This is a genomic window from Nocardiopsis sp. NPDC055879, assembly GCF_053615935.1.
Genome location: NZ_JBSHCT010000025.1, coordinates 17,841 through 44,564 on the forward strand (window position 1 = coordinate 17,841; position 26,724 = coordinate 44,564).

The window sequence follows — 26,724 nt, forward strand, 5'->3', positions numbered from 1 at the left end:
CAGTCGACCGCCGTGACTCCGGGTGAGCGAAGTCTGACAGTATGCCAGCGATGAAGGTACTGCGATTCCGCCGCCCACGCGTGGAGGCCCCCGCCGGGCTGGTCGCTCCCGTTCGTTCGGACCGTCGAACCAAGAACCTGACCAGGCGCCTGCGTCCCGGTGACATCGCCGTGATCGACCACGTCGACCTGGACCGGGTCAGCGCGGAAGCGCTCGTGGGTTGCGGTGTGGCCGCCGTGGTCAACGTGGCCCCCGGCATCAGTGGTCGCTACCCCAACCAAGGGCCCGAACTCCTCGTGGGCGCGGGCATCCCCCTGATCGACGACGTCGACCCCGAGGTGTTCACCCGCGTGCGCGAGGGCGAACGGCTGCGCCTGGAGGGCGACACCCTGTACCGGGGCGAAGAGGTGGTGGCGCGCGGGACCCGCCAGGATCGGGCCTCGGTCGACGCCGCCATGGAACTCGCCCGCGCCGGGCTGGCCACCCAGCTGGAGGCCTTCGCCGCCAACACCATGGCCTACCTCCAACGCGAACGCGACCTGCTGTTGGACGGTATCGGCATCCCCGTGATCGGCACCGCCATGGAGGGCCGCCACGTGCTCATCGTGGTGCGCGGGTACCACTACCGGGAGGACCTCGCGGCGCTGCGCCCCTACATCCGCGAGTTCCGTCCGGTCATCGTCGGTGTGGACGGCGGCGCCGACGCGGTCATGGAGGCCGGGTACCGACCCGACATCATCGTCGGGGACTTCGACTCCGTCTCCGACCGGGCCCTGGACAGCGGCGCCGAACTCGTGGTGCACGCCTACCGTGACGGGCGCGCGCCCGGACTGCAACGCCTGCGCGACCTGGACCACAAGGCCGTGGTCTTCCCCGCCACCGGCACCAGCGAGGACGTGGCGATGATGCTCGCCGACGGCGCCGGGGCCGCCCTCATCGTGGCGGTGGGCGCCCACGCCACCCTGGAGGAGTTCCTGGACAAGGGACGAGCGGGCATGGCCAGTACCTTCCTGACCCGATTGCGGGTGGGCGGCAAGCTCGTCGACGCCAAGGGCGTGAGCCGGCTGTACCGCTCGCGCATCTCCCCGTGGGCGCTGCTGGCGATGGTGGCCGCCTGCCTGCTCACCATCGTGGTCGCCGCGTACTGCTCACCGGCCGGCCAGGTCTACCTCACCTTCCTGGCGGCGCGTTGGGACGCGTTCGCCTATTCGTCGATGGGGCTGTTCACGTGATCGACTTCCGTTACCACCTGGTGTCCATCGTCGCGGTGTTCCTGGCCCTGACGGTCGGACTCGTGCTGGGCACCACCATGCTCCAGGATCCTCTGCTGGAGTCGATGCAGTCCGAGACCGCGGACCTGCGCGGCCAGAGCGAGGACCTGCGCGTCGAACGCGACGAGGCCGAACTGCTCAACGCCGGCGCGGACCAGTTGGCGCGGGCCACCGCCGGTGAGGTGCTCACCGACCGGCTCAAGGGTGTGGAGCTGGTAGTGGTCACCGCGCCCGGGGCCGACGAGGACGTGGTGCACGGGTTGGGGGAGCGGGCCGAGGAGGCCGGCGCCGAGGTCACCGGGCGTGTGCTGATACGGGACGCGCTCCTGGCCGAGGACGGGGCCACCTTCGTCGACGAACTCGCCCTACAGGTCTCCGACGCTCCCACGGAGCTGACCGGTGGGGCCCACGACAAGGCGGGCGCGGAACTGGGGCGGGCCCTGGTGGTTCGACAGGACGATGACGAGGGCGGACACGCCGCCGCGACCCTGGCCGCCTTCGAGGAGGGCGGCCTGATCACCGTGCAGGGTTCGCCCGCGACCGCCGCACGGGCCCTGATCGTGGTGGCCCCCACCGGGCCGGCCGAGGAGGAGGCCGAGTCCGCGACCACGGCGTTGCTCGCGCTCACCGGGGCGATGAACCGCCAAGTGGGGGCGACGGTCCTGGCCGGAGGTACCGAGGCCGCGCACGAGGGCGGGGTCATCGCCCGAGCCCTGGCCGAGGACGCCTCCTACAGCACCGTGGACGTGGCGGGCCGCCCCGCCGGTGACGTGGTCGTCGCCCTGGCCCTGGCCGAGGCCCTGGACGGTGGCCGTGGTGCCTACGGCGTGGGTGAGGGAGCCTCCGGGTTCCTTCCCGAACCCCTGCCCGAAGCCAGGAGTGGGGACGCGCCCTCGGAGATCGAGGCCGATGCGGCGGCCAGGACCACGGAGTGAACGCCGTGCGCGGACTGACCGGCGCCGCCCTGGGAGGCCTGTCCGCCCACTGCGCCTACCGGTGGCTGACACGGCGCCGCGACCATCTTTGGGAGCGGGTGAACTTCCGCGGTCGTACCGTCACCCTGCAAGCGGGGACCGCGTTGGCGTCGGGGATGTGCGCGGCCATGGCCCTGACCCCCGGAACCGACCCGAGGGTGCGGGCCGCCTCGACGCTGGCCGCCGCCGGTGCCGCCGCCTTCGGCGCGTACGACGACCTGTCCGGCTCGGCCGAGACCAAGGGCCTGCGCGGCCACCTGGGTGCGCTGGCCCGAGGCCGCGTCACCACCGGAGCGGTCAAGATGGCGGGCATCGGCGCCACCGGTGTGGCCGCCGCGTCGCTGCTGCGGCGGGGCCCGGCCGACACCCTGGTCGACGGGGCCTTGATCGCGGCCGGCGCCAACCTGGTCAACCTGTTCGACCTGCGCCCCGGGCGCGCGGTGAAGTTCGCCCTGCTGGCCGCCGCCCCGGCGCTGACCACCCCGGCCGCACCGCTGGTCGGCCCGTTGGTGGGGGCCTCCATCGCCCTGCTCCCCGACGAACTGGCCGAACGTTCCATGCTCGGCGACACGGGCGCCAACGCCTTGGGCGCCGCGCTGGGGGTGGCCGCCGTGGTGCGGGCCCCGCGACCGGTCCGGCTGGCCCTGCTCGGTGGCGTGAGCGCCCTGACCCTGGCCGGTGAGGTCACCGGCTTCTCCCGGGTGATCGACCGTGTGCCGCTGTTGCGCCGCCTGGACCACTGGGGTCGGTCGCCGACATGACCCGTGGTGTGGCCACGGCGGCCGCGCTCATCGCCGTGGTCACCGTGGGGGCGAGGTCGGCGGGTTTCGGTCGTACCGTCGTCTTCTCCCAGACGGTCGGTGACACCTGTCTGGGCACCGCCTACGTCACGGCGAACCAGCTGCCGGCGGTTCTGTTCGAGATCGTCATCGGTGGGGCCCTGACCGCCATGGTGGTCCCCGTCCTGGCGGTGGCGGTCCGGCGGGACGAACATGAACAGGTGCGGCACACCGTTTCCGCGCTGGTCACCTGGGTCCTGCTGCTCTCCCTGCCGCTGGCCGCCCTGTTGGCCCTGGCCTCGGTGCCGGCGATGACGCTGATGTTGGGGACGGGCCTGGGGTGTGATGGCGCCGCGTTGATCTCCCTGGCCGCGCGCATGCTCGTGGTGTTCGCCCCGCAGGTCGTCTTCTACGGGCTGGCCGCCGTGCTCTTCGGGGTGGCGCAGGCCCATCGGCGCTTCCTCGGTCCGGCCCTGGCCCCGTTGGTCTCCAGTCTGGTGGTGGTCGCCGCCTACCTGGCCTTCGTTCCCTTGGGGTCCGGACACCGTCAGGAACCGCAAACCCTGCCCCTCGGCGCCGAACTCACGCTCTCGTTGGGGACCACGGCGGGGGTGGTGGCCCTGTTCGTCACGGCGCTGGTGTCCGCCCGGGGCCTGGGGATCCGTCTCAGGGCACGCCTGACCTTCCCGCCCGGGGTGGGGGAGCGGGTGCGGTCCCTGGCCACCGCCTCCCTGCTGCCGTTGGTGGTGATGCAGGCGTCGCTCCTGTTGGCGGTGGTGTTGGCCAACCGGGGTGGGGGAGCGGGTGCGGCGGTGCACCACAGCTACGCGTGGGCGCTGTTCACCCTGCCCTACGGGGTGATCGCGGTGCCCGTGGCCACCAGTGCCTTCACCGAACTGGCGGTGGCGCACGCCGAACACGACCGGTCCCGGTTCGCCCGCTTGCTGGCGGGTGGGGTCAGGGCCGTGGTGGTGATCACCGCCGCGGCGGGCACCGCGCTGGCCGCGGCGGCCGGTCCGCTCGCGACGGTCCTGGCCCGGGTCGATCCCCTGCCCTTGGAACGAGGGCTGCTCGCCTACGCGCCCGGGGTGGTGGGTTTCGCGCTGGTGGCGCTGCTGAGCCGGGCCCTGTACGCCTCCCACGACGGCAGGCGGGCCGCCATCGCGCAGGTCACGGGGTGGCTGGTGGTCATGGTGTGCTCTTGTGCCCTGGTGTGGGCGTTGCCGGCCGGGTGGGCGATCACGGGGTTGGGCTCCGCCACCACCGTCGGTACGGGGCTGGCCGCGGTGCTGCTGTGCGCCGCGGTGATGAGTGTGCACGGACGTGACAGTCTGGCCGGACTGTCACGTTCGTTGGCGGCGGCGGTGCCGGCCGGGGTGGTCGGCGCGGTCGCGGGTAGGGCGGTGGCCGCGGTGTCGGCGCCGACCGGGGTCTGGGCGGCCGTGGGGACGGCGCTGGTGTCGGGCGGGGCGGCGCTGGTGGTGTTCGGCGCGGTCGTGGCCCTGTTGGACCGGTCGGCGGTGCGCGTGGTGAGCGGTCGGGCCCGGAAGGTACTCGAACGCAGGAGGGGGACACGGTGAACGGCAGGATCGCGCTGGTGGTCGGGACCAGTACCGGAGGTGTGGGCCGCCATGTGCGCTCGTTGGGGGCGGGGTTGCTCAGACGCGGATACCGGGTGGCGGTGGTCGGCCCGCCCGAGGTCGAGCGGGAGTTCGGTTTCACCGAGGCCGGGATGCGGTTCTCGCCGGTGCGGATCGGCACGGGGCCCTCATGGTCCGACCCCGGGGCGGTACTGCGGTTGCGGGCCGTGCTCGGTGGTGCGGACGTGGTGCACGCGCACGGTCTGCGCGCCGGTGCCCTGTGCGCCCTGGCCGGGGCGCGTCCGCTGGTGGTGACAGCGCACAACGGGCCGCCCCGGACGGAAGGGCCGCCGGCCGCGGTCTATCCGGTGCTGGAGCGGATCGTGGCGTTGCGCGCCGACGCCGTGCTGGGGGTCTCCGGTGACCTGGTGGAGCGGTTGCGGGCGGCGGGGGCCGAGGGCGCGCGCATGGCGGTGGTGGCGGCGCCGGGGACGGGGCGGGAGCTCAAGGGCCGTGAGGAGACCCGCCGCGACCTGGCGGTTTCACCGGAGAGACCATTGCTGCTCACGGTGGCGCGTCTGGCCGAGCAGAAGGGGATCGACATGCTGCTGGACGCGGCGTCGACGCTCGCCGGCCGGACGCCCGAACCGGTGGTGGTGATCGCCGGGGACGGACCGTTGTGGGGAGAGTTGCACGACGTGGCCGCGGAGATGGACGCGGACGTGCGCATGTTGGGTCGTCGTGACGACGTGGCGGACCTGTTGGCCGCCGCCGACGTGTTCTGTCTCACCAGCCGCTGGGAGGGTCCTTCCCTGGTGATCATGGAGGCTTTGCGGGCCGGTCTGCCGGTGGTGGCCACCCGGGTGGGCGGCATTCCCGATCTGTACGCGGGCACGGTGCTGATGGTGCCGCCCGGGGACCCTAGGGCGTTCGCCGCCGCGGTCGGGCGGGTGCTCGACGATCCCGGGCTCGCCGACGACCTGCGCGCGCGTTCACGCGAGGCGGCGCGGTCGTTGCCCACGGAGGAGGACGTGTTGGAGTCGGTGTGTTCGATCTACAAGACGGTGGCCCGATGGTGAGGGCGTTCGGCAAGGGGGATATGGCTCTCCGGAATGGTCGTTACCACCGTCGGGGCGACTTCCCCCCGGGTGTGGTTCATGGCATCCTGAGGACCGGCTCGGATGGCGTACCCTTTGTTGGTGCGCTTCTTGCGCCTGCTTCACCACGTGAGGGGAGTATCCCTGTCGCGGCGGCGCCGTCATCACGGACCACAACGTTGTGTTCCCGGTTCCGTCGGTCCACACCTTTGAGGTGCGGGCGGGAGAGACCTCCGGTTAGTTTTCGTGCGCGCACAACGCTCGCGCGCACCGACCGGAGGAGAATCCGTCAGTGAACGTTCCCCTGTGGGTCTGGGCTGCCACCATCGCGGCCATGATCCTGATCCTTGCCGTGGATCTGATCATCGTCGATCGCCCCTGGAGTAAGACCAAGGGCCCGATGGAATTCGGGATGAAGCAGGCCGGCTGGTGGGCGGTCTTCTACATCGGCCTCGCCGTGGTCTTCGGTTTCGGTGTCATGTACTTCGGCGGTGGCACCGCGGGTGCCGAGTACTTCGCCGGCTTCGTCACCGAGAAAAGCCTGAGCATCGACAACCTGTTCGTCTTCTATCTGTTGTTGACGGGCTTCGCGGTGCCCAAGAAGTACCAGCACGAGGTGTTGCTGGTCGGCATCGTCATCGCGATCGTGATGCGCGGCATCTTCATCGTCCTGGGCGCCCAGGTCATCAACGCCTGGAGCGAGGTCTTCTACCTCTTCGGCGTCTTCCTCATCTACACCGGTTACAAGATCATCCGGGACCACCTCAAGGGTGACGAGGACGACAAGGACTTCACGCAGACCCCGGTGGTCCGCCTGGTCAAGCGTTTCTGGCCGGTGACGAACGACTACCACGACGCCAAGATGACCGTGAAGCTCGACGGCCGTCGTCACGTGACCCCGATGCTGCTGGTGATCGTCGCGATCGGTGTCATCGACCTGGTCTTCGCCGTCGACTCCATCCCGGCGATCTTCGGTCTGACCCAGGACGCCTACATCGTCTTCACCGCCAACGCCTTCGCCCTGATGGGTCTGCGTCAGCTGTACTTCCTCCTGGCCGGTCTCATGGACCGCCTGGCCTACATCAGCTGGGGCCTGTCGGCGATCATGGTCTTCATCGGCGTGAAGATGATCCTGCACGCGCTGCACGAGAACGGCGTGCACGTCATCGAGGTCGGTATCGGCACCTCGCTGACCGTCATCCTGGGCATCATGACCATCACCATCATCGGCAGCCTGATCAAGTCGCGCTCGGACGAGGGCAAGGACAAGCGGGCCGAGGTGGAGACGGACAGCTCCGCCGACCGGTCCTGAGGGCCCTGGAGAACTTCAAAGAACCCCAGATATTCGAACGGTTGTTCGTCTATAGTGGTGGTGGTCTGACGCCGACGCGTCATGGCCACCACCACTTCTGCTTGGTGGAAGAAACCGTCACGGGCGATCGTTAGTCTTGGCGGACGGGGGAGGTGACCCCCTCCCCACATCCCCGCCATGGCCCGGACGGGCCTGCGACCGCCGTACCGCGAAGGATGTCTCACTCGATGGTCGAACAACTGGTGGTCCGTGGAGCACGGGAGCACAACCTCAAGGACGTCTCCCTGGATCTGCCCCGCGACTCCATGATCGTGTTCACGGGCCTCTCCGGCTCGGGCAAGTCCTCACTCGCCTTCGACACGATCTTCGCCGAGGGCCAGCGCCGCTATGTCGAGTCACTGTCGGCGTACGCCCGTCAGTTCCTCGGACAGATGGACAAACCCGACGTCGATTTCATCGAGGGCCTCTCGCCCGCGGTCTCCATCGACCAGAAGTCCACCAGCCGCAACCCGCGTTCCACGGTGGGGACCATCACCGAGGTCTACGACTACCTGCGCCTGTTGTGGGCGCGCGTGGGCGTGCCGCACTGCCCAGAGTGCCACCGCGAGATCGCCCGGCAGAGCCCTCAGCAGATCGTCGATCGGGTCATGGAGATGACCGAGGGCACCCGTTTCCAGGTGCTCGCCCCGGTCGTGCGCGGCCGTAAGGGCGAGTACGTCGAACTCTTCAAGGACCTGCAGTCCAAGGGCTTCACCCGCGCCATGGTCGACGGCCGGGCGGTACGCCTGGACGAGACGCCCAAGCTGGGACGCTACGACAAGCACGAGATCTCCGTGGTCGTGGACCGTCTCAGCGTCAAGCCCGGATCCCTGGGTCGACTCACCGACTCGGTCGAAACGGCGCTGAAGCTGGCCGGGGGCACCATCGTCCTGGACTTCGTCGACCTGGAGAACGACGACCCCGAGCGGGAGAAGGTCTTCTCCGAGCACCTGTACTGCCCCTACGACGACCTGTCCTTCGAGCAGCTCGAACCGCGTTCCTTCTCCTTCAACGCCCCCTACGGCGCCTGCCCCGACTGCTCCGGTCTGGGCACCCGCATGGAGGTCGACGGCGACCTGCTCGTGCCCGACCCGGAGAAGACGCTCGCCGACGGCGCCATCGCCCCCTGGTCGGGCGGCCCGAACGGCGGTTACTGGGAACGCATCCTCAAGGCCCTGGGCGAGGCCATCGGCTTCGACACCGACACCGCCTGGGAGCGACTGCCCCGGCAGGCCCGCAAGGCCATCCTGGAGGGGCACGACACCCAGGTCCACGTGAGCTACCGCAACCGGTACGGGCGCAGCCGCTCCTACTACACCGAGTTCGAGGGCGTGGTGCCCTGGGTGAAGCGTCGTCACTCCGAGGTGGAGAGCGACCACACCCGTGAGCGCCTCGAAGGCTACATGCGCAGCGTGCCCTGCCCCACCTGCGAGGGCACCCGGCTCAAGCCGGTGGTGCGCGCGGTGACGATCGGCGGCAGGTCCATCGCCGACGTCGCCTCGATGTCGCTGAGCGAGAGCGCCGCCTTCCTGGCCGACCTGAGGCTTTCGGACCGCGACATGGTCATCGCCGCGCAGGTGCTCAAGGAGATCAACGCCCGCCTGGGCTTCCTGCTGGACGTGGGGCTGGACTACCTCAGCCTGGCCCGCTCCTCGGGTTCGCTGTCGGGTGGTGAGGCCCAGCGCATCCGTCTGGCGACCCAGATCGGCTCCGGCCTGGTGGGTGTCCTCTACGTCCTGGACGAGCCCTCCATCGGGCTGCACCAGCGCGACAACGCCCGCCTGTTGGAGACCCTGCAGCGGCTGCGCGACATCGGCAACACCCTCATCGTGGTCGAGCACGACGAGGACACCATCCGAGCCGCCGACTGGATCGTCGACATCGGCCCCGGCGCCGGCGAGCACGGCGGGCACGTGGTGGTCTCCGGCATCGTCGACGAGCTCTACACCGCCACCGACTCGCTGACCGGCGACTACCTGTCGGGACGGCGCGTCATCGAGTTGCCCGAGAAGCGTCGTCCCCTGACCAAGGGGCACGAGTTGGTGGTGCGCGGGGCCCGGGAGAACAACCTGGAGGGCATCGACGTCACCTTTCCGCTGGGCGTGTTCACCGCCGTCACCGGGGTGTCCGGTTCGGGCAAGTCCACGCTGGTCAACGAGATCCTGTACAAGGCGTTGGCCAAGGAGCTCAACGGCGCCCGCGACGTGCCCGGGCGGCACCTGCGGGTCAACGGGATGGGCAAGGTCGACAAGGTGGTGCACGTCGACCAGAGCCCCATCGGTCGTACCCCGCGCTCCAACCCGGCCACCTATTCCGGGGTCTTCGACCACGTGCGCAAGCTGTTCGCGCAGACCACCGACGCCAAGACACGCGGCTACCAGCCGGGCCGGTTCTCCTTCAACGTCAAGGGCGGACGCTGCGAGTCCTGCTCCGGTGACGGCACGCTCAAGATCGAGATGCAGTTCCTGCCCGACGTGTACGTGCCCTGCGAGGTGTGCCACGGCGCCCGGTACAACCGGGAGACCCTGCAGGTGAAGTACAAGGGCAAGAACATCTCCGAGGTGTTGGAGATGCCGATCGCCGAGGCCCTGGAGTTCTTCGAGCCGATCAACGCGATCCGGCGCCACCTGCAGACGCTCGTGGACGTCGGCCTGGGGTACGTGCGGTTGGGGCAGCCCGCCACCACGCTCTCCGGCGGTGAGGCCCAGCGGGTCAAGCTCGCCTCCGAGCTGCAGCGCCGATCCACCGGCAAGACCGTGTACGTGCTGGACGAGCCCACCACGGGTCTGCACTTCGAGGACATCCGCAAGCTGCTGGGCGTGCTCGACAGGCTCACCGAGAGCGGCAACACCGTGATCGTCATCGAGCACAACCTCGACGTGATCAAGACCGCCGACCACGTCATCGACATGGGCCCCGAGGGCGGCTCCGGCGGTGGCCTGGTGGTCGCGCAGGGCACCCCGGAGGAGGTCGGCGCGGTCGCGGAGTCCTACACCGGACGCTTCCTCGCCAAGATGCTCTGAGGCCGTCGCCGAGCGGGGGCCGGGACGGGGCACCCCACCTGAGCTACTACAGTTCGTAGTGGACTTTCAGGCGCAGGTGAGGAGCGTTCGGTCGTGGCCGGAATGAGGACATGCGGGTGCGGGATGAGCAGGCGACGTCTGCTCGGTGCGGCGGGCGCGGCCACGGCCGTCGGTGCCGTGAGCGCCTGCGGGGAACCTCCCGAACCGCAGGAGGTGCGCCGCGGCCAGGTGATCGGCCAGACCACCGAGGTTCCCGAGGGCGGCGGAACGGTGTTCAGCCACAGCAAACTGGTGGTGACCCAGCCGGAGAAGGGTGAGTTCAAGGCCTTCGACGCCGCCTGCACCCACGGTGGTTGCACGGTCCAGGAGGTGGACGAGGAGCTGATCCGGTGCCTGTGCCACGGCAGCGAGTTCGACTACACCTCAGGCGAACCGGTGGCCGGGCCCGCCCGGGACCCCCTGGAGCCGTTCACCGTCACCATCGACGGCACCGACATCATCCTGGATTAGCGGATCTCGGATCCGACATGAGGGAGCCCCGACCGGATGTGACCGGGCGGGGCTCCCTCATGTTCGAGAGGACGCGGGGGCTCAGGCCTCTTCCGGGTCCCCCGAGCGTGCGTCGCCGTTGCTCTGGTGCACGGCGCCTGAGGCGGCGGTGGCACGGCGGAAGGCCGAGGTGGGGAACCGCGCGGCGTAGTCGGACTCTTCCTCTTCGCCGCTGGAGACGAACTCGGTGCGCTTGCGCGGCAGCGACTGCGGGTAGTGCGTGGCCAACCAGGTGACGAGGTGCTCGCGGATCTCGCAGGCGACGTTCCACTGACCGCCGGTGTCGGCGGCGGTGGCGACCACGCGGACCACGACCTCACCGGACTCGCTGATGTTCACGACCTGGCAGGACCAGCTGCGGCCGTCCCAGTTCTTGCTGGAGGTGATGAGCTTGCCGGCCTCCTCGCGGAGTTCGGCGATGGGCACCTCCCAGTCCAGGGGGAACTCGACCTTGGCGGTGATGTTGGTGCCGGACTTGGTCCAGTTCTCGAAGCTGGTCGTGGTGAAGTTGAGGACCGGGACCACCAGTCGGCGCTCGTCCCAGATCTTGATGGTGACGTTGACCAGGCTCAGTTCCTCGACCCGGCCCCATTCGCCCTCGACCACGACGACGTCGCCGATGCGCAGGGCGTCGCTGAAGGCCAGCTGGAGTCCGGCGAACAGGTTGCCCAGGGTCGACTGCGCGGCGACACCGGCGACGATACCGATGACACCGGCCGAGGCCAGGAGTCCGGCCCCCAGAGCGCGCACGGAGTCGAAGGTGAAGAGGATGGCGGCGATCGCCAGGACCACGATGATGGACGTGACGACGCGGCGCAGCAGGCGGACCTGGGTCTGGAGCCTGCGGGCGCGGCGGTCGGCGTCGCCGTTGCTGACGGACAGGCGCTGCAACACCATGTCGGTGGCGGCGTAGGCCAGGCTGAGGCCCAACGCGGTCAGCGAGCCGATCATCAGGATCCGCATCGCGTGTTCGATGGTGGAGTAGGTGCTCCAACCCACGTCGCCCACGCTGGGCAGGGCCAGGTTCGCGCCGACCACCGCGGCCGCGGTGTAGGCGGTCACGGCCGAACGCGAGACCACGTAGCGGGCCATCGGCCAGATCTTGCCCAACTTGTGGTTGAGCACCCAGTGCAGCACGAAGACGAGGGCCATGGAGACCGCGACGGCGATGCCGATCGCGATCCAGTGCGCAACGGTCACGGCGTGGACCTCCTTGTCGTCAATGTCGGGAAGTTGCTGAGTTACTCGCCCAACTTAGGGCATGTGGATACTCAATCGTGACGTTTGAGTGAACGATCATTGTGATTCGCGGAGGTAGGTGGGCCCTCGGACGTCGGGCAGGTGGCCGTCTGTCCTCGCGACCCACCAGAATGGGGGCATGGCTGCGACTCCTCACCTGCGACCGGCACCAGGATCGATCCCGACCGAACCGGGCGTCTACCGATTCAAGGACACCGCCGGCCACGTCATCTACGTGGGCAAGGCCAAGAACCTGCGGTCACGCCTGTCCTCCTACTTCCGTGACTTCGCGGGGCTGCACCCGCGCACCCAGCAGATGGTCTCCACCGCCGCCGACGTGGACTGGACCATCGTCGGTACCGAGGTCGAGGCGCTTCAGCTGGAGTACTCCTGGATCAAGCAGTACAACCCGCGCTTCAACGTCAAGTACCGCGACGACAAGAGCTACCCCTACCTGGCGGTGACCCTCAACGAGGAGTTCCCACGAGTACAGGTGATGCGCGGAGCCAAACGCAAGGGGGTGCGGTACTTCGGCCCGTACTCGCACGCCTGGGCCATCCGCGAGACCGTCGACCTGATGCTGCGGGTCTTTCCGGTGCGCACCTGCTCCGCCGGGGTGTTCCGGGGGGCGCGCAACAGCGGCCGGCCCTGCCTGCTCGGGTACATCGGCAAGTGCGTCGCCCCATGCGTGGGAAAGGCCACACCCGAGGAACACCGTGACCTGGCCGAGGACTTCTGTTCGTTCATGGCCGGGGACACCGGACGCTTCATCCGCGACCTGGAGGGCCGGATGAAGGAGGCGGCCAAGGAACAGGAGTACGAGCGGGCCGCGCGGATCCGCGACGACATCGAGGCCCTGCGCGCCGCCCTGGAGAAGCAGGCCGTGGTCCTGCCCGACTCCACCGACTGCGATGTCATCTCCATGGCCGAGGACCCGTTGGAGGCCGCGGTCCAGATCTTCCACGTGCGCGGCGGCCGGATCCGTGGTCGACGCGGGTACGTGGTCGACCGGGTCACCGACGCCGACTCCGGCGATCTCATGCAGACCTTCCTGCGTCAGATCTACGGCGGCCTGGACGGTGGGGAGGAGACCGAGGGCACGGGTACCTCGGTGCCGCGCGAGGTCCTGGTCTCCCACGAACCCGTCGACCAAGACGCCGTCGCCCGATGGCTGTCCGGACACCGCGGTTCCACGGTGGACCTTCGGGTGCCGCGACGGGGCGACAAGAAGTCCCTCATGGAGACGGTCGACAAGAACGCCAAGGAGGCACTGGCCCGGCACAAGACGCACCGTGCCGGCGACCTGAGCACGCGTTCTCGGGCCCTCAACGAGATCCAGGAGGCCCTGGACCTGACCGAGGCCCCGCTGCGCATCGAGTGCTTCGACATCTCCAACCTGCAGGGTGAACACGTGGTCGCCTCCATGGTGGTGTTCGAGGACGGGCTGGCGCGCAAGTCCGAGTACCGGCGCTTCTCGGTGCGCGGCAGCGGCGAGGGCGGGAGGGAACTGCACGACGTGGCGGCCATGTACGAGGTGGTCAAGCGTCGGTTCCGCCGTTACCTGGAGGAGAGCTCCAAGGCCGGTGAACTCGCCCGCATGGGTGAGACCGGCGACCATGGCGCCCCGCCGGACCAGGCCGAGGGCGAGCCGGTGCCCGGCAAGTTCGCCTATCCGCCCAACCTGGTGGTGGTGGACGGTGCCCGGCCCCAGGCCGAGGCGGCCCGGCGGGCCCTGGACGAACTGGGCATCGAGGACGTGGCCGTGTGCGGTCTGGCCAAGCGGCTGGAGGAGGTGTGGCTTCCCGACGACGAGGATCCGGTGATCCTTCCGCGCAACGGGGAGGGGCTCTACCTGCTCCAACGGGTGCGCGACGAGGCCCACCGGTTCGCCATCCGCTACCACCGGCAAAAGCGTGCCAAGGCGCTCACCGGCAGCAGCCTGGACGAGCTGCCCGGGCTGGGCCCGGCCCGGCGGAGCGCGCTCATCAAGGAGTTCGGCTCGGTGAAAAGATTGGCCGAGGCCGATGCCGAGGAGATCGCGGCCGTTCCCGGAATCGGTGCCAAGCTGGCAGAGGCGGTACACGCGCACCTGTCCGGTGGCCCCGCCGGACAGGGTGGGAAGGGCCCGGGGGCGACGGCAGAGCAGAGTACCGACGGGGGAGGAGACAAATGACGGTCGAACTGGGTGGGGTACTTCCACCCGAGGTGGTCGTCGTCACCGGCATGTCCGGTGCGGGACGCAGTACGGCGGCCAGGGCGCTGGAGGACCTGGACTGGTTCGTGGTGGACAACCTGCCGCCGGGGCTGTTGCCGACGATGATCGAGCTGGCGGGCCGCACCCACGGTGCGGTACCGCGGGTGGCGGTGGTGGTGGACGTGCGTTCGCTGGCCTTCACCGAGGACCTGCTGTCCACGGTCGAGGAGTTGCGCAAGCGCGACATGACCGCGCGCGTGCTGTTCCTGGAGGCCTCCGACGAGGCCCTGGTCCGTCGATTCGAGGGGGTGCGCCGGCCCCACCCCCTGCAGGCCGAGGGACGTCTGACCGACGGGATCGTCCGTGAGCGCGAGACCCTGCTCGCGATCCGGGGCGAGGCCGACCTGGTCATCGACACCTCCCAGCTCAACGTGCACCAGCTCAAGGCGAGGGTGATCGGGTTCTTCGGGGAGAGCGACGAGGCGCGCACCCGCGCCAACGTGGTCTCCTTCGGGTTCAAGCACGGTCTGCCGGTCGACGCCGACCTGGTGTTGGACTGTCGTTTCCTGCCCAACCCCCACTGGGTGCCCGAGCTCAGGCCCATGAACGGGCGTGACGAGCCGGTGCGCGACTACGTCCTCTCCCAGGACGGCGCCAAGGAGATGTTGGAGGCCTATGTCGAGGTCCTCAAGCTGACCATCGCCGGCTACCAGCGCGAGGGCAAGCACTACATGACCCTGGCCGTGGGCTGTACCGGGGGTAAGCATCGCAGCGTGGCCATGGCGGAGCAGTTCGCCGAGAGACTGCGCGGACAAGGGGTGGACGTCAACGTCGTTCACCGCGACGTCGGCCGCGAGTGACCAGGAGGATCCCGGCCCGAAACCGCGCCGACACCGTCCGGTGAACCGAATCGCCAAGAGGGGCGTCTTCACTTACATTGGCCCGATCACGGTCGGTTCCTCGGCCCCGTGCAGGGACTCGGGCACGGTGGGCCGGGGTGTCCGTTGGACCAGGGGACGAGGGGACAGGCCGAAGGCATGCCGAAGAGCACCGAGCCGGACGAACCAGATGAACCGGACGGGGAGGACGTTTCGCGTCCACCCCGGGTGGTGGCGCTGGGAGGCGGACACGGCCTGTACGCCTCGCTGTCGGCGTTGCGCAGGGTGACCACCGACGTCACCGCGATCGTGACCGTGGCCGACGACGGCGGCTCCAGCGGTCGTCTACGCGAGGAGTTGGGGGTGCTTCCGCCGGGGGACCTGCGGATGGCGCTGGCGGCCCTGTGCGGGGACGACGAGTGGGGCCACACGTGGACCCAGGTCCTGCAGCACCGCTTCCGATCCGAGGGCGACCTGCACGGTCACGCCGTCGGCAACCTGCTGATCGTGGCGTTGTGGGAGCTGCTGGGCGACTCCGTGGCGGGCCTGGACTGGGTGGGGCAACTGCTCGGTGCCCACGGCCGGGTCCTGCCGATGTCATCGGTGCCGTTGGAGATCTCCGCCGAGGTGGCGGGGCTGGACCCCGATCGACCCGACGAACTCACCACGGTGCGCGGCCAGGTGGCCTGTGCGAGCACCAACGGGCGGGTGCGTTCGGTGTCGCTGCTGCCCGAGGAACCCCCTGCCAGCACACAGGCGGTCAAGGCGGTCAGGGAGGCCGACTGGGTGGTGTTCGGCCCCGGGTCCTGGTTCACCAGCGTCCTGCCGCACCTGCTGGTCCCCGAACTGGCGAACGCCCTGGTCACCACGCGGGCCAAGCGGATGGTGGCGTTGAACCTGTCGCCGCAGAAGGGCGAGACCGACGGCTTCCGCCCGGAGACCTACCTGGAGGTGCTGCGCGAACACGCGCCCAAACTCGGGGTGGACGTGGTGCTCGCCGACATCGGGATGGTCGAGGACCCGTTCCCGCTCATGTCGGTGGTCGGTGAGCTGGGCGGCCGGCTGGAGTTGGCCGACCTGAGCCGCGGCGATGGAACGCCTCGGCACGACTCCGACAAGCTCGCCGCGGCGTTCGAACGCGTACTGACCTCCCCCGAGGAGGACGAACCTTGACGGTCCGGGTTCGTGTCGACCCTCATCGGGGAAGGGCGATCGCATGACCGACGAGCACCGTATCCACCTGGAACGTGTCTATGACGAGGTCCGCGCTCGAAAGCATTCCGAGGAGGAGCCGCCGCCCGGTGAGCGTTTCCTCGTGGATCGCGTGTGGCCGCGCGGGGTGAGCAAGGACGCCATGGCGGACGTCACCTGGCTCAAGGACGTGGCGCCCGGTTCGGACCTGCGCACCTGGTTCGGGCACGACCCGGATCGCTTCGAGGAGTTCGCCGAGCGGTACCGCACCGAACTGGAGGAGAACTCCGGGGCGCTCGAACCCCTACTGAAGGCGGCCGAGCGGGGACGGGTGACCCTGCTGTACGCGGCCAAGGACACCGAGCACAACCACGCGATCGTGCTGCGCGACCATCTGGAGACCCTCAGGGGCTCGAAGGGATCCAAGGGTTCGAGGGGCAATTGACCCCACATCGCCACGAAGGCCGACACGCCGCCTGTGACCTGGGGCGGCGGATCGACGACACGCCGTACAGGGGTCGGTACGAGGGCCCGGGTCACGTAGTCTGCGACGAGTAGGTCGCCCGGTTCCCACACCGGGCGGCGGTGGCCGGTGTGGGGTGTGAACACCGGTTTCCTGACAGCTCAAGGGGAGGATCGCGGCGATGGCGATGACCGGCGTGGTGAAGGACGAGTTGAGCCGTCTGGCGATTCTCAAGCCATGCTGCCGTAAGGCGGAAGTGTCCACCATCCTGCGCTTCACCGGAGGCCTGCATCTCGTGGGCGGCCGGATCGTGATCGAGGCGGAGTTGGACACGGGGGCGGCCGCGCGCCGGTTGCGCAAGGACATCTCGGAGGTCTTCGGGCACGAGTCCGAGGTGGTCGTGCTGTCCCCGAGCGGGTTGCGCAAGGGCAACCGGTACGTGGTGCGGGTGATCAAGGACGGCGAGTCCCTGGCCCGGCAGACCGGCTTGGTGGACAACAACGGTCGTCCGGTGCGGGGGTTGCCGCGGCACGTGGTCGCCGGTGGCGCCTGTGACTCGGAGTCGGCCTGGCGTGGAGCCTTCATCGCGCACGGCTCCCTCACCGAACCGGGCCGGTCGATGTCGCTGGAGGTCACCTGCCCCGGACCGGAGGCGGCGCTGGCCCTGGTGGGCGCGGCCCGTCGACTCAAGGTGCACGCCAAGGCCCGCGAGGTGCGCGGGGTGGACCGGGTGGTGGTCCGCGATGGCGACTCCATCGGGGCGTTGCTGACCCTGCTGGGCGCCCACCAGAGTGTGCTGGCCTGGGAGGAGCGGCGGATGCGCCGTGAGGTGCGCGCCACCGCCAACCGTCTGGCCAACTTCGACGACGCCAACCTGCGGCGCAGCGCCCGCGCGGCGGTCGCGGCGGGTGCTCGTGTGGAGCGGGCCCTGGAGATCCTGGGGGAGGACGCCCCCAAGCACCTGGTGGCCGCCGGTCAGTTGCGGTTGGCGCACAAGCAGGCCTCGCTGGAGGAACTGGGACAGCTCTCGGTGCCGCCACTGACCAAGGACGCCATCGCCGGGCGTATCCGGCGGCTGCTGGCCATGGCGGACAAGCGGGCGGGCGACCTGGGCATCGAGGGGACAGAGGCGAACCTCACCCCGGACATGATGGTGCCCTGAGGACGTAGGACCCCTCGGTTGGGTTCGTACGCCCCCGGTTTCGGAGCGCCGGAGATGTTCACCTTTGTTAACTGCGGAAACTCCCGGATAACTTCCGAAAATGGTATAGACCTCTTTGGTTCGTGGTGCCAGGATGGGTAGTGAATCCGCGAGGGTGGAAGGGTCGTCGAGCGTGGGGTCCGAGCGGTTCTCCGCCGGCGCTCCGCTAGGCTCTTTGTGAACACCTGTTATGCGTTCACGCTGTTCAACATGGTCGATCCGGGTCGTGCAGGCCTTGGATCCCCCGGACGTGAACGCCCGGGTGAAACTGCTGTGCGATGAATGAGGAGAATGGTTCCGTGACCATCCGTGTAGGCATCAACGGCTTCGGTCGTATCGGCCGCAATTTCTGGCGTGCGGTCGCCGCCGCTGGCAGCGACATCGAAATCGTCGCGGTCAACGACCTCACCGACACCAAGACGCTCGCGCACCTGCTCAAGTACGACACCGTCCTCGGCACCCTGCAGGTCGACGTCGAGGCCGGCGAGGACTTCATTCGCGTCGGCGACAAGACCGTCAAGGTCCTCGCCCAGCGCGACCCCGCCCAGCTGCCCTGGGCCGACCTGAACGTGGACGTGGTCGTGGAGTCCACCGGCATCTTCACCAAGGCCGAGGACGCGCAGAAGCACATCGACGCCGGTGCCAAGAAGGTCATCATCTCCGCCCCGGCCAAGGGCGAGGACATCACCGTCGTCATGGGCGTCAACGACGACAAGTACGACGCCGCCAACCACCACATCATCTCCAACGCCTCCTGCACCACCAACTGTGTGGCGCCCATGGCGAAGGTGCTGCTGGACAACTTCGGTTTCCAGCAGGGCTTCATGACCACGGTGCACGCGTACACCAACGACCAGGTCATCCTGGACCTGCCGCACAAGGACCTGCGTCGCGCCCGCGCCGCCGCGCAGAACATCATCCCCACCAGCACCGGTGCCGCCAAGGCCACCGCCCTGGCCATCCCGGAGTTGGCGGGCAAGCTGGACGGCATGGCCATGCGCGTGCCCGTGCCGGACGGCTCGGCCACCGACCTGGTCGTCACCGTGGACCGTGAGGTCACCAAGGACGAGGTCAACGCCGCGTTCAAGGCCGCCGCCGAGGGCCCGCTCAAGGACGTGCTCGTCTACACGGAGGACCCGATCGTCTCCTCCGACATCGTCGGCACCGCGCCCTCCTGCACCCTGGACGCCGGCATGACCATGGTCATGGGCAACCAGGTCAAGATCCTGGGCTGGTACGACAACGAGTTCGGTTACTCCAACCGCCTGGTCGACCTGACCAAGCTGGTCGGCTCCAACCTGTAACCACGGGTATCTCACGGCTCATGGCCGCGCACGCCTGACACGGCACCCCTACCGCCCGGCGCGGTAGGGGTGCCGTCGCGTGCGTGCCCCCAGACTTCACAAACTCCAACGAGGAGACCAACATGCGGACGATCGACGACCTCGACGTCTCCGGAAAGCGCGTGTTCGTCCGGGCCGACCTGAACGTGCCCCTGGACGGCGAGCGCATCGCCGACGACGGGCGCATCAGGGCCGCCCTGCCCACCATCACCAAGCTGCGCGAGCGCGGTGCCCGCGTCATCGTCGCCGCCCACCTGGGTCGACCCAAGGGCGCCCCGGACCCGAAGTTCTCGCTGCGCCCCGTCGCCGCCCGCCTGGGCGAGCTGCTCGGCACCGAGGTCGCCTTCGCCACCGACACCGCCGGTGAGTCCGCCCTCGCCACCGCCGAGGCCCTGACCGACGGTCAGGTCGCGCTGCTGGAGAACGTGCGCTTCGAGCCCGGTGAGACCAGCAAGGACGACGCCGAGCGCGGCGAGCTCGCCGACCGCTTCGCCAGGCTGGCCGACCTGTACGTGGGCGACGCCTTCGGTGCCGTGCACCGCAAGCACGCCAGCGTCTACGACCTGCCCGGCAAGCTCCCGCACGCCGTGGGCGGTCTGGTGCTGACCGAGGTCGAGGTGCTCAAGAAGCTCACCGGTGACCCGCAGCGCCCCTACGCCGTCGTCCTCGGCGGCTCCAAGGTCTCCGACAAGCTCGGTGTCATCGACAACCTCCTGGGCACCGCCGACCGTCTGCTCATCGGCGGCGGCATGGTGTTCACCTTCCTCAAGGCCAAGGGCTACGAGGTGGGCTCCAGTCTCCTGGAGGCCGACCAGCTCGACACGGTCCGCGGCTACCTTGAGCGCGCCGAGCGCGAGGGCGTGGAGATCGTCCTGCCGGTGGACGTGGTGGCCGCCGAGAAGTTCGCCGCCGACGCCCCGCACGACGACGTCGACGTCGACGCCATCCCGGCCGACCGGATGGGTCTGGACATCGGCCCCAAGAGCAGGCTCCTGTTCGCGGAGAAGCTGGCCGACACCAAGACGGTCTTCTGGAACGGCCCCATGGGCGTGTTCGAGATGGAGCCCTACGCCGGCGGCACCCGTGCCCTGGCCAAGGCGCTCATCGACTCCGACGCCTTCACCGTCGTCGGTGGTGGTGACTCGGCCGCGGCCGTGCGCGCCCTGGGCTTCGACGAGGCGGCCTTCGGTCACATCTCCACCGGGGGCGGTGCCAGTCTTGAGTACCTGGAGGGCAAGGACCTGCCCGGCATCGACGCCCTCGCCGAATAGCCTCGGCACCATCCACAAGACCTCGTAAGGAAGTGACGACGATGTCCAAGCGCCTGCCGCTCATCGCGGGCAACTGGAAGATGAACAACAACCACCTGGAGGCGATCGCGCTCGTCCAGAAGCTGTCCTTCGCCCTGAACGACAAGGACTACGACAAGGCCGAGGTCGTCGTGGTACCGCCCTTCACCGACCTGCGCAGCGTGCAGACGCTGGTGGACGGGGACAGGCTGAGCATCAAGTTCGGTGCTCAGGACATCTCCGCCCACGACAAGGGCGCCTACACCGGTGAGATCTCCGGTTCGATGCTCGCCAAGTTGGAATGCTCCTACGTGCTGGTGGGCCACTCCGAGCGTCGTGAGTACCACGCCGAGGACGACGCCCTGGTCAACGCCAAGGTCAAGGCCGCGTTCAAGAACGGCATCGTGCCGATCCTGTGCGTGGGCGAGGGCCTGGAGGTCCGCAAGGCGGGACAGCAGGTCGAGCACGTCCTGGCCCAGTTGGACGGTGCCCTGAAGGAGGTCCCCGCCGAGCAGGCCGAACGGATCGTCGTGGCCTACGAGCCGGTGTGGGCCATCGGTACCGGTGAGGTCGCCACCCCCGAGGACGCCCAGGAGGTGTGCGCGGCCATTCGCGTGCGTCTGTCCGAGCTGTACTCCGGTGAGGTCTCCGAGGCCGCGCGCATCCTCTACGGCGGTTCGGTCAAGGGCGACAACATGGCCGGCATCATGGCCAAGGACGACGTCGACGGCGGCCTGGTCGGTGGCGCCAGTTTGAAGGCGGACGAGTTCGCCAAGGTGATCCGTTTCGGAGAGAACGGCTGACCGAACGTCTTGTTTCGCCCCATCCGTCACGCTCCGATGTCCAAGCGTGACGGATGGGGTGCCCGACAGGTGCACGGTTCGGGCTAGACTTCGCTCAGGGGTTCACCGTGCCTCGCGGTTGACCCTTCCGTGTCCGCAGGGCGCGGTAAAATCTGAAAACGTCCCCGGCTCTCCTCCTTCCACGGCCCGCTCCCGGACGGCACCCTCATGTCGTCGCAGGTGATGGGTGGGGAAAGGGGGGCCGAGGTGTCCATCCCCCCGCTGCGGGGTCGAGCTACGGGTGAGCGTGTGATCCTCGGTCTGTCCATCTTCGTGATGCTTCTCAGTGTGCTGCTGGTCCTCCTCGTGCTGATGCACAAGGGCAAGGGCGGTGGCCTTTCCGACATGTTCGGCGGTGGCGTCACGTCCTCGCTCGGTGGGTCTTCGGTGGTCGAGCGCAACCTCGACCGGATGACCGTCGGCGTGGGGGTCGTGTGGATCGTGACGATCGTCGTTCTCGGCCTGCTGATCAACCGGGGGATGTAGCGCCGGTCGCGTTCCCTCGTCCACAGTCAAGCTCGCCCGAGTCAACCGGTGAGCGAGTTCGCCGAAGGAGTTTTTCGTGGGTAGTGGCAGTGCCATCCGTGGCAGCCGAGTCGGAGCCGGCCCGATGGGCGAGGCGGAGCGGGGCGAGGCCGCTCCGCGAGTGAGGGTTCCGTTCTACTGTGCGAACTTGCACGAGGTCGTTCCCAGTTTCGCCAGCGAGGCCGCGGTCCCCGATGAGTGGGATTGCCCGCGTTGCGGTTTCCCCTCGGGCAAGGACAAGGCCAACCCGCCGGCGCCGCCTCGTACCGAGCCGTACAAGACGCACCTGGCGTACGTGAAGGAGCGGCGTAGCGAGGAGGAGGGCAAACTCATCCTGGATGAGGCGCTCGCCAAGCTGCGCGCCGACCGCGCCGCGGTGGAGGCTCACATGAAAGCCTCCCAGAACTGATCTACCGGATTCTCCGGATCATCGTCGGGGCCCGCGCCGACCGCGCGGGCCCCGACATGTTTCTCAGGGGGACACGGTTTTCAGGAGGCACGGTCTCCGGGCGGTGGGGGTACATGAGAAGCGCTACGACTTTCTCATTCACGAGACCGGTGTGGCTGGTGGGAAATACGATGACCGACGCACCCCCGAAGCCCCCTTGCCTTGAGGAGATGGTGTCGATGTCCACGTGCCCCACCGGAGGAGACCACGACTGGATCCTCGGCGACGACCGTAAGTTCCAGTGCGCCAAGTGCGGGGCTCAGAGCGCCAGGCGGCTCTGAGGCGTTTCACCCGGTCGGGCCGTCCCACCCTCATCCGGCTCGTTCTTGGCCCTGGCCCTCCAGGTCACCGGCACACCCAGACTCTCGGCCACACCCTTGGCCCACCGTTCCAGCGGCGCGAAGCGGTCGGGGCCCTCCTCGGCGAGCATCGTCCACCCTCGGTAGACCACTCCGTCCTGAACCAGGACCTCACCGTCGACTTCGAGGACCGTCTCGTACTCACGTGTACCGCGTCTCATGGGCAGGACTGTAGCGGTCGCCGCCACCCGACATCAGGCATTTCACGCAATCCATACTCCAAGACGGACACCGTGCCACAAAACCTGGCACAGTAGGGTGAGTCGGCGCACAAAGCGCCCCCCGAACTTGAAAGAATGGGGACATGGCTTCCCCCGAACACTCGGAACTCCCCTCCGACGCACCGGGCCTTCCCTCCGACCTGACCGGGGCCCCCGGGAGCGTGTCCCACCTACGCCGCTACGTCAGTCTGCGCGGGCCCAACGCCCGTATGTGGATGACCGCCGCCTACTTCTCCGCCGCGCTCACCCTGGGCTTCCTCGTGGTGGTGGGTTCGATGATCTGGCACGTGGCCAAGGAGGAGAGCACGGTCGGTTCGGTCTCCCTGTGGGCCTTCGCGGCGCTCATGATGTTCTTCATCGGCCCGGGCGGCAACGTGTTCCTCGTGCGAGGGCTGCCCCAGCGCATCACCCGCCAGGGCATCAGTGCCGACAGCGACGGCGTCACGGTCCTGCAGGAACGCAAGTGGTGGTTCCCCGGGGAGGGCGCCTTCATCGCCTGGCCGGAGATCCACCGCATCCGTGAGGTGCACACCGGTGGGCGCCGGATCCTGTACTTCATCGAGTTCGCGCTGGACACCCACCGCACCGAATCCGAACTGCCGAGCTGGGCCGAGAGCGCCGAGAGTCTCGATCTGGAGGCCGACCCCGACGCGGCCACGCAGTTCTACGTGCAGGTGCCCCGCGAACACAAGGAACAGATCCTGCGCATGTTCGAACGGACCGCACCACTGCCCGCCATCGTCGAACGCAGCGCGCCACTACGCTGAACGACCGTTGAGTCGACGGGTGAGCTCGTCGGCGGCGTCGCGCACCCGCGCCGCGAGCGCGCCCGGTGTCACCGGTCGGGCGCTGGGCACGGTGAGGCTGATCGCCGCCGCGGGGCGTCCGTTGTGGTCGGCCGCGGCCGCCGCCACCGACACGAATCCCTCCGTGACCTGGCCGTCCTCCAACGACCAGCCCTGCCCGCCCTCCTCGGCCAGTAGTGTGCGCAGGTCGCCGGGGGAGCTCGGTCCGCGGCCGGTGCGGTCGGTGAAGGCCGCCGCGTTCGGGTACAGGGCACGCACCTGGGCCCGTGGCAGCCGGGCCAGCATCGCCCGACCCGACGCCGTCAGGTGGGCGGGAAGTCGCACACCCACTCCGGTGATCAGCGTGGGCGCGTGCGGTGGCTGTTCCTTGAGGAGGTAGAGGGTGTCGGCCCCGTGCAGGACCCCCAGGTGGGCGGTGGCTCCGGTGGACTCGGTGAGTTGGTGCAGCAGGGGGCGGGCCAGCCGTTCGATGCCGTCGTGGCGCAGGTAGGCGGAGCCGATCTCGAACGCCGCGACCCCCAACCCCCACCGGCGTTCCTCGGGCAGGTGGGTCACGAACCCCTCCTCGGCCATGGCCTCCAACAGCTGGTAGACGCTGGACCTGGGCAGCCCGAGTCCGTTCGCGATCGCGGTGGCCGACACCGGGCCCGGGCGCGAGGCCAGGAACCGCAGGAGACGTAACGCCCGCGTGGCCGCCGGAACATGACTCATGCTCCGATCGTCCCACAGGAACATGTGGCGCCATTATGGCGCCGAACAGTGTGTGATGGGCGCCCGCGCGAGCCCTCCTGTTTGTTACTCTGGCGCCATGGCTGCCATTCAGATCAAGGACGTTCCGGACGAGGTCAGAGACATCCTGACCGTGGAGGCCAAGCGGGCGGGCAAATCACTCCAGGCCTACCTGCTCGGTGTCCTGGAAAAGGAAGCGCGTTTCGCGCGGAACCGGGAGATCGTGGAACAAACACCCCTGCCAGGGGCCGGCCTCGGCATGGACGAGATCGTGGCCGCGGTGCGCCGAGCCCGTGGAGACGGCGATCCCGAAACCGAAAGTGGAGTCGCGTGATCGTCGTCGACACCTCGGTGCTGATCGACCTGTACCTGGGGTCGCCCGGGCGCACGTCCACCATCGCTCGAAGGGTGGTCGGATCGGACGTCGAGTGGTACGCACCGAGCCATCAGTCGGTGGAGCTCCTCGGCTCACTGCGCGGATTGGTCCTGGGCAGGAAGATCTCTTCGGCCGATGCCGAGGCCGCTCGCAAGCTTTACGGGTTGCAGACCATCGTGCAGGTCGAGGTGGTCGGGTCGGTCGCGGATCGTGTCTGGGAACTGCGGCATAACCTCACCGCCTACGACGCGGCTTATGTGGCGGTGGCCGAAGCGCTGGATTGCGCGCTGGTCACCGGAGACGCTCGCTTGGCGGCCGCGCCGGGGATCGAATGCGAGGTGCGTGTGATCCGCTGACGTCAGTCCCGGGTGTCCGGGATTTCGGACGGAACTCACGTGTCAGCGCTTCCGGCGGGGCGGCGGGCGGGGTCGAATGGGGGCATGTCCACAGCAGTCTCTTCCGTCGCCGTCGGTGGCGCCCCGCTCACCCCGGCCCAGGTCCTGGCCGTCGCTCGCGACGGCGCCCACGTCTTCCTCGGTGAGGAGACCCGCAAGGCCGTCCGGCACGGCCGAGAGCGGGTCGAGTCCCTGGCCCGCGGCGAGGTTCCCGCCTACGGGGTCAGCACCGGGTTCGGCGCCCTCGCCACCCGTCACATCGCCCCCGAACTGCGGGCCCGCCTGCAACGTTCGCTGATCCGTTCGCACGCCGCGGGTGCCGGCCCGGAGGTGGAGAGCGAGGTCGTGCGCGCCCTGATGTTGCTGCGGCTGCGCACCCTGGCCTCGGGCAACACCGGTGTCCAGCCCGTCACGGTCGACACCCTCGCCGGTCTGCTCAACGCCGGGATCACCCCCGTGGTGCACGAGTACGGCAGCCTGGGCTGTTCGGGTGACCTGGCGCCGCTGTCCCACGTGGCGCTCGCGCTGATGGGGGAGGGGAAGGTCCGTGACGCCTCCGGTGGGCTCAAGGAGGCCGCCGACGCCTTGGGGGAGGCCGGGATCGCCCCCGTGGAACTGGGCGCCAAGGAGGGGCTGGCCCTGATCAACGGTACGGACGGCATGCTGGGCATGCTCGTCATGGCCTGCGTGGACCTGGAACGGTTGCTCAAGGTCGCCGACGTCACCGCGGCCATGAGCGTGGAGGCCCTGCTGGGCACGGACCGGGTCTTCGCCGCCGAACTCCAGGCGCTGCGCCCCCACCCCGGGCAGGCCGCCTCGGCCGGCAACCTGCGCGCCCTGCTCGCCGACTCCCCGGTGGTGGCCTCCCATCGAGGTCCCGACTGCAACCGGGTCCAGGACGCCTACTCGCTGCGCTGCGCGCCCCAGGTGGCAGGCGCCGCCCGCGACACCCTCTCCCACGCCCTGCTGGTGGCCGGTCGTGAACTGGACAGCGTCATCGACAACCCGGTGGTGCTCGACGACGGTCGGGTGGAGTCCAACGGCAACTTCCACGGCGCGCCCGTCGCCTACGTGCTGGACTTCCTGGCGGTGGCGGTGGCCGACGTGGCCTCCATCGCCGAACGCCGCACCGACCGCATGCTCGACGTCTCCCGCTCCCACGGTCTGCCCGCGTTCCTGGCCGACGACCCCGGCGTCGACTCGGGCCACATGATCGCCCAGTACACCCAGGCCGCCATCGTCTCCGAACTCAAGCGCCTGGCCGTGCCCGCCAGCGTCGACTCCATCCCCAGTTCCGCCATGCAGGAGGACCACGTGTCCATGGGGTGGGCGGCCGCCCGCAAGCTGCGCCGCGCCGTGGACGGGCTCACCAACGTGCTGGCCGTGGAGCTGCTCACCGCCGCACGCGCCCTGGACCTGCGCTCGCCCCTGGAACCGGGACCGGCCACCGGCGCCGTGCGGAACCTGGTGCGCGAGAAGGTCGCCGGTCCCGGACCCGACCGCTACCTGGCGCCCGAGATCGCCGCGGTGGCGGAGCTGGTCGCCGACGGCTCCGTCGTCGAGGCCGCCGAGTCCGTCACCCCGCTCGCCTGAAACCGTCT

At 69.1% G+C, this 26,724-nt stretch carries 25 protein-coding genes; 22 read left to right on the top strand and 3 right to left on the bottom strand.

Annotated features, from left to right (window positions below):
• Nucleotides 1-59 precede the first annotated feature (59 nt).
• The 8 genes from steA to ACWGKS_RS24790 all read left to right on the top strand — a co-directional run bounded on the left by steA (nucleotide 60) and on the right by ACWGKS_RS24790 (nucleotide 10,585).
• The gene (gene steA / locus ACWGKS_RS24755) at nucleotides 60-1,232 is read left to right on the top strand and encodes a putative cytokinetic ring protein SteA (RefSeq protein ID WP_452524225.1); all 1,173 of its coding nucleotides are present in this window, start codon (nucleotides 60-62) and stop codon (nucleotides 1,230-1,232) included.
• The gene (locus ACWGKS_RS24760; protein ID WP_358510525.1) at nucleotides 1,229-2,206 is read left to right on the top strand and encodes a copper transporter; all 978 of its coding nucleotides are present in this window, start codon (nucleotides 1,229-1,231) and stop codon (nucleotides 2,204-2,206) included. Before steA ends, ACWGKS_RS24760 begins: the two co-directional genes overlap by 4 nt.
• Nucleotides 2,203-3,006, top strand: a complete 804-nt coding sequence (locus tag ACWGKS_RS24765) for a hypothetical protein (RefSeq protein ID WP_358510528.1) — start codon at nucleotides 2,203-2,205, stop codon at nucleotides 3,004-3,006. The genes ACWGKS_RS24760 and ACWGKS_RS24765 overlap by 4 nt, the downstream gene beginning before the upstream one ends.
• A complete protein-coding gene (murJ, locus tag ACWGKS_RS24770) occupies nucleotides 3,003-4,604 on the top strand; it encodes a murein biosynthesis integral membrane protein MurJ (RefSeq protein WP_358510531.1) in 1,602 nt (533 codons plus the stop codon). The genes ACWGKS_RS24765 and murJ overlap by 4 nt, the downstream gene beginning before the upstream one ends.
• Entirely contained in the window at nucleotides 4,601-5,683 is a 1,083-nt protein-coding gene (locus tag ACWGKS_RS24775; protein ID WP_358510534.1) for a glycosyltransferase family 4 protein, read from the top strand. Before murJ ends, ACWGKS_RS24775 begins: the two co-directional genes overlap by 4 nt.
• 310 nt (nucleotides 5,684-5,993) lie before the next feature.
• The gene (locus tag ACWGKS_RS24780; RefSeq protein WP_358510536.1) at nucleotides 5,994-7,013 is read left to right on the top strand and encodes a TerC family protein; all 1,020 of its coding nucleotides are present in this window, start codon (nucleotides 5,994-5,996) and stop codon (nucleotides 7,011-7,013) included.
• Nucleotides 7,014-7,240: 227 nt separating this feature from the next.
• Nucleotides 7,241-10,075, top strand: a complete 2,835-nt coding sequence (uvrA, locus tag ACWGKS_RS24785) for an excinuclease ABC subunit UvrA (RefSeq protein ID WP_358510539.1) — start codon at nucleotides 7,241-7,243, stop codon at nucleotides 10,073-10,075.
• A 123-nt stretch (nucleotides 10,076-10,198) separates the two neighbouring features.
• Nucleotides 10,199-10,585, top strand: coding sequence for a Rieske (2Fe-2S) protein (locus ACWGKS_RS24790; protein ID WP_358510542.1), 387 nt, complete (start codon nucleotides 10,199-10,201; stop codon nucleotides 10,583-10,585).
• 81 nt (nucleotides 10,586-10,666) lie between these two features.
• Here the strand turns inward: ACWGKS_RS24790 and ACWGKS_RS24795 are convergent, their stop codons facing one another.
• A complete protein-coding gene (locus tag ACWGKS_RS24795) occupies nucleotides 10,667-11,824 on the bottom strand; it encodes a mechanosensitive ion channel family protein (RefSeq protein ID WP_358510545.1) in 1,158 nt (385 codons plus the stop codon).
• Nucleotides 11,825-12,002: 178 nt separating this feature from the next.
• Here ACWGKS_RS24795 and uvrC point away from each other — a divergent pair, with 178 nt between their 5' ends.
• The 10 genes from uvrC to ACWGKS_RS24845 all read left to right on the top strand — a co-directional run bounded on the left by uvrC (nucleotide 12,003) and on the right by ACWGKS_RS24845 (nucleotide 22,198).
• Nucleotides 12,003-14,036, top strand: a complete 2,034-nt coding sequence (gene uvrC, locus ACWGKS_RS24800; protein ID WP_358510549.1) for an excinuclease ABC subunit UvrC — start codon at nucleotides 12,003-12,005, stop codon at nucleotides 14,034-14,036.
• A complete protein-coding gene (rapZ, locus tag ACWGKS_RS24805) occupies nucleotides 14,033-14,917 on the top strand; it encodes an RNase adapter RapZ (RefSeq protein ID WP_358510552.1) in 885 nt (294 codons plus the stop codon). Before uvrC ends, rapZ begins: the two co-directional genes overlap by 4 nt.
• A 177-nt stretch (nucleotides 14,918-15,094) precedes the next feature.
• Nucleotides 15,095-16,108, top strand: coding sequence for a gluconeogenesis factor YvcK family protein (locus tag ACWGKS_RS24810; RefSeq protein WP_358510555.1), 1,014 nt, complete (start codon nucleotides 15,095-15,097; stop codon nucleotides 16,106-16,108).
• A 43-nt stretch (nucleotides 16,109-16,151) separates the two neighbouring features.
• Entirely contained in the window at nucleotides 16,152-16,571 is a 420-nt protein-coding gene (locus tag ACWGKS_RS24815; protein ID WP_358510558.1) for a DUF488 domain-containing protein, read from the top strand.
• A gap of 199 nt (nucleotides 16,572-16,770) precedes the next feature.
• Nucleotides 16,771-17,751 carry a DNA-binding protein WhiA gene (whiA, locus tag ACWGKS_RS24820; RefSeq protein WP_067605321.1) on the top strand — a complete coding sequence of 327 codons (981 nt, stop codon included), beginning with the start codon at nucleotides 16,771-16,773 and terminating at the stop codon, nucleotides 17,749-17,751.
• A 338-nt stretch (nucleotides 17,752-18,089) separates the two neighbouring features.
• Entirely contained in the window at nucleotides 18,090-19,094 is a 1,005-nt protein-coding gene (gene gap / locus ACWGKS_RS24825; protein ID WP_358510561.1) for a type I glyceraldehyde-3-phosphate dehydrogenase, read from the top strand.
• A gap of 122 nt (nucleotides 19,095-19,216) precedes the next feature.
• Nucleotides 19,217-20,404, top strand: a complete 1,188-nt coding sequence (locus ACWGKS_RS24830) for a phosphoglycerate kinase (protein WP_358510564.1) — start codon at nucleotides 19,217-19,219, stop codon at nucleotides 20,402-20,404.
• Between the two features lie 41 nt (nucleotides 20,405-20,445).
• On the top strand, nucleotides 20,446-21,225 hold the full coding sequence (gene tpiA / locus ACWGKS_RS24835; protein WP_358510567.1) for a triose-phosphate isomerase: 780 nt from the start codon (nucleotides 20,446-20,448) through the stop codon (nucleotides 21,223-21,225).
• A gap of 288 nt (nucleotides 21,226-21,513) precedes the next feature.
• The gene (gene secG, locus ACWGKS_RS24840; protein ID WP_067605382.1) at nucleotides 21,514-21,750 is read left to right on the top strand and encodes a preprotein translocase subunit SecG; all 237 of its coding nucleotides are present in this window, start codon (nucleotides 21,514-21,516) and stop codon (nucleotides 21,748-21,750) included.
• A gap of 76 nt (nucleotides 21,751-21,826) precedes the next feature.
• Entirely contained in the window at nucleotides 21,827-22,198 is a 372-nt protein-coding gene (locus ACWGKS_RS24845; RefSeq protein WP_087097472.1) for an RNA polymerase-binding protein RbpA, read from the top strand.
• Between the two features lie 298 nt (nucleotides 22,199-22,496).
• Here ACWGKS_RS24845 and ACWGKS_RS24850 read toward each other — a convergent pair whose 3' ends face one another.
• Entirely contained in the window at nucleotides 22,497-22,757 is a 261-nt protein-coding gene (locus tag ACWGKS_RS24850) for a hypothetical protein (protein ID WP_067605311.1), read from the bottom strand.
• 143 nt (nucleotides 22,758-22,900) lie between these two features.
• Between ACWGKS_RS24850 and ACWGKS_RS24855 the strand changes: the two genes are divergently transcribed.
• Nucleotides 22,901-23,584: a hypothetical protein gene (locus ACWGKS_RS24855; protein WP_358510570.1), complete on the top strand. Its 684-nt coding sequence runs from the start codon at nucleotides 22,901-22,903 to the stop codon at nucleotides 23,582-23,584.
• Here ACWGKS_RS24855 and ACWGKS_RS24860 read toward each other — a convergent pair.
• A complete protein-coding gene (locus tag ACWGKS_RS24860) occupies nucleotides 23,576-24,334 on the bottom strand; it encodes an IclR family transcriptional regulator (protein ID WP_358510573.1) in 759 nt (252 codons plus the stop codon). The genes ACWGKS_RS24855 and ACWGKS_RS24860 overlap by 9 nt on opposite strands.
• Nucleotides 24,335-24,431: 97 nt before the next feature.
• Here ACWGKS_RS24860 and ACWGKS_RS24865 point away from each other — a divergent pair, with 97 nt between their 5' ends.
• The 3 genes from ACWGKS_RS24865 (at nucleotide 24,432) to hutH (ending at nucleotide 26,716) form a co-directional block, all read left to right on the top strand.
• On the top strand, nucleotides 24,432-24,686 hold the full coding sequence (locus tag ACWGKS_RS24865) for a FitA-like ribbon-helix-helix domain-containing protein (RefSeq protein ID WP_358510576.1): 255 nt from the start codon (nucleotides 24,432-24,434) through the stop codon (nucleotides 24,684-24,686).
• Entirely contained in the window at nucleotides 24,683-25,084 is a 402-nt protein-coding gene (locus ACWGKS_RS24870) for a type II toxin-antitoxin system VapC family toxin (protein ID WP_358510579.1), read from the top strand. The genes ACWGKS_RS24865 and ACWGKS_RS24870 overlap by 4 nt, the downstream gene beginning before the upstream one ends.
• Nucleotides 25,085-25,168: 84 nt before the next feature.
• Nucleotides 25,169-26,716, top strand: a complete 1,548-nt coding sequence (gene hutH / locus ACWGKS_RS24875) for a histidine ammonia-lyase (protein WP_358510582.1) — start codon at nucleotides 25,169-25,171, stop codon at nucleotides 26,714-26,716.
• Nucleotides 26,717-26,724 lie beyond the last annotated feature (8 nt).